The organism is Cupriavidus sp. 05N38, assembly GCF_056397345.1.
Window position 1 is genome coordinate 1 of the sequence record NZ_JBFTNF010000141.1, and the last position, 3,355, is coordinate 3,355.

A 3,355-nucleotide genomic window follows, 5' to 3' on the forward strand; every position below is an offset into this window, starting at 1 on the left:
CCCGCCGCCACGCGCTGTCCTGGCTGGACCGCCACCGTCACGATCGAGCCCGGCATGGGCGCGGCGATATGCAGCGGATTGCCGGGCTCGGCAACCGGACGGCTGCTGCGCACCACGCTCGCRTGCGTGGTACTACGCTGCTCGACCAGCGTTGTGCGCGATTGTCCGTTGAGCTCGAACTGGACCTTGATGACCCCCTCTTCGGCGTCAGGGTGCGTGCCTTGCAGCGAGACCAGCAGCGTCTTGCCGGCGGCGATGTCGATGCCSACTTCTTCCTGCGGCTGCAGGCCRTACAGRAAKGCCGGCGTCGGCACCACCGAMGTATCGCTGTAGCTGCGCACATGGGCGTGGTAGTCCGCGGCYTGCTTCGGATACATCAGGTACGAAGCCAGCTGGCGGTCGTCGAGCGCCTGCTCGCAGGCCGCTTCGCCKGCGGCGCGCGCWGCGTCGAGATCGACTGCCGGTATCTGGTCSCCCGGCCGGTAAGGCGCGGGCGGCTCGCCGCGCAGCACCTTGCGCGAGAGCCCGGCGGGGAAGCCGTCRGGCGGAAAGCCCAGTTCCCCCTTGAACAGCGAGACCACCGACTCGGGGAAGGCGATCTCCTTGGCCGGATCGCACACATCGGCGGCGCTCATATCGTTGGCCACCATCATCAAKGCCATGTCCCCCACCACCTTGGACGTCGGCGTCACCTTGACGATGTCGCCGAACATCTGGTTGACGTCGGCGTAGGCGCGCGACACCTCGGTCCAGCGATGCTCGATGCCGAGCGAGCGGGCCTGCTCGCGCAGGTTGGTGTACTGGCCGCCCGGCATCTCGTGACGGTACACGTCGGCGGTGCCTGCGCGGATCTCCGATTCGAACGGTGCGTAGTAGCGCCGCACCCCTTCCCAGTACATCGACGCTTCGTGCAGGCGTTCCAGGCTCAGGCCSGGATCGCGCTCGCTRCCSGCCAGCGCCGCRGCGATGCTCGACAGGTTSGGYTGCGAGGTCAGGCCGCTCATSGCRTCGAGCGCGCCGTCCACCGCATCGCAGCCGGCCTCGATCGCAGCCAGTGCGGAAGCGGCCGAGATGCCGCTGGTGTCGTGCGTATGGAAATGCACGGGCAGCCCGGTCTCTTCCTTGAGCGCCTTGACCAGCGCCGCTGCCGCCTGCGGACGGCAGATACCGGCCATGTCCTTGATGCCCAGCACATGCACGCCSGCCTGCTTCAGCTCGCGCGCGATGCCGACGTAGTACTTCAGGTCGTACTTGGATCGCTTCGGGTCGAACAGGTCGCCGGTATAGCAGATCGCGCCTTCGCACAGCGCGCCGCTYTCGCCGACGGCATCGATCGCCACGCGCATATTGCGCACCCAGTTCAACGAGTCGAACACGCGGAACACGTCCACGCCCGCGCTGGCGGCCTGGCGCACGAAGAAGCGCACCACGTTGTCCGCATARTTGGTGTAGCCGACGGCGTTCGAGCCGCGCAGCAGCATCTGGAACAGCACGTTGGGCACGCGCTCGCGCAACTGCTCGAGGCGCTGCCACGGGTCTTCCTTCAGGAAGCGCAACGCCACGTCGAAGGTGGCGCCGCCCCAGCACTCCAGCGAGAACAGCTGCGACAGCTCGCGCGCATAGAACGGCGCGATCGGCAGCATGTCCGCCGTGCGCATGCGCGTGGCGAACAGCGACTGGTGCGCGTCGCGCATGGTGGTGTCGGTGAGCAGCACCTGYTTCTGCTCGAGCATCCAGCGCGAGAACTTCTCCGCGCCGAGCTCGCGCAGGCGGTCGCGCGTGCCATACGGCAGCGGCTCGCCGGTATCGACAGCAGGCATCACCGGACCGGGCAACGGCARCGAGGGCAGCGTKCGGCCACTCATCTCCGGATGCCCGTTCACGCTGACCTCGCCCAGGTAGCGCAGCAGCTTGGTGGCGCGGTCCTGGCGCTTGGTGAACGCCARCAGTTCCGGCGTCTTGTCGATAAAGCGCGTGGTGACGTCACCCGAGCGGAACSCGGGRTAGTTGATGACGTTYTCGAGAAACTGCAGRTTGGACGCGACCCCGCGGATGCGGAACTCGCGCAGCGCGCGGTCCATGCGCCGGATCGCCTCGGGGGCGGTCGGCGCCCAGGTGGTGACCTTGACCAGCAGCGAATCGTAGTACGGCGTGATCACCGCGCCGCCATAGGCRGTGCCGGCATCGAGCCGCACGCCGAAGCCCGCCGCGCTGCGGTAGGCGGAGAGCCGGCCGTAGTCCGGCAGGAARCCGTTCTCGGGATCCTCGGTCGTGATCCGGCATTGCAGCGCATGCCCGTTCAGCGAAATCCCCGCCTGCTCCGGCACGCCCGCGGCGCGCACRACGATCTTGCCSTCGGCRTCGCGCGTGTTCTCGGTCACGCCGATATGGCCGCCCTCGGTGATGCGGATCTGCGCCTTGACGATATCGACCCCGGTGACCATYTCCGTGACCGTGTGCTCGACCTGGATGCGCGGATTGACTTCGATRAAGTAGAACTGGCCGGAGTCGGCATCCATCAGGAACTCGACCGTGCCCGCGTGCGTGTAGTTGACCGCGCGCATCAGCCGCATCGCCGCCTCGCACAGCGCGGCCCKGCCRGCGTCGTCGAGGTACGGCGCGGGGGCGCGCTCCACGACCTTCTGGTTGCGCCGCTGCACCGTGCAGTCGCGTTCGAACAGGTGCACCAGGTTGCCGTGGGTGTCGCCCAGCGCCTGCACTTCAACGTGGCGCGCGTTGCGCACCAGTTTCTCGACATAGACCTCGTCGTTGCCGAACGCGGCCAGCGCCTCGCGCCGGGCCGCGGCCAGCGAGCCTTCCAGGTCCTGCTCGCTTTCCAGGATGCGCATGCCACGCCCGCCCCCGCCCCAGCTCGCCTTGAGCATCAGCGGGTAGCCAACGCCCGCGGCCAGCCGCTTGCAGGCATCCAGGTCGTGCGGCAGCGGGTCGGTGGCCGGCATCACCGGCACGCCYGCCGCGATGGCCGCGTTGCGCGCCGCCACCTTGTTGCCGAGCTTGCGCATGACGTCGGGCGACGGCCCGATCCAGCGGATGCCGGCGTCGATCACCGCCTGCGCGAACTCCGGGTTCTCCGACAGGAAGCCATAGCCCGGATGGATGGCATCCACCTTCGCGTGCCGGGCAATGCGCAGGATGTCGTCAATGTCGAGGTAGGCCGCCAGCGGCTTCTTGCCTTCGCCGACCAGGTAGCTCTCATCGGCCTTGAAGCGATGGAGCGCGAGGCGGTCTTCCTTCGAATAGATCGCCACGGTCCGGATATTCATCTCGGCAGCCGCGCGCATCACGCGGATGGAGATCTCGGAACGGTTGGCAATCAGCAGGGATTTGATCGGGG

General features: G+C 67.9%; 1 protein-coding gene. It reads right to left on the reverse strand.

All coding sequences use genetic code 11. The features are described from left to right. Window positions 1-3,355 (reverse strand): pyruvate carboxylase (locus tag AC1DK4_RS40400; protein WP_477132250.1); only part of this gene is annotated, 3,355 nt, incomplete at both ends.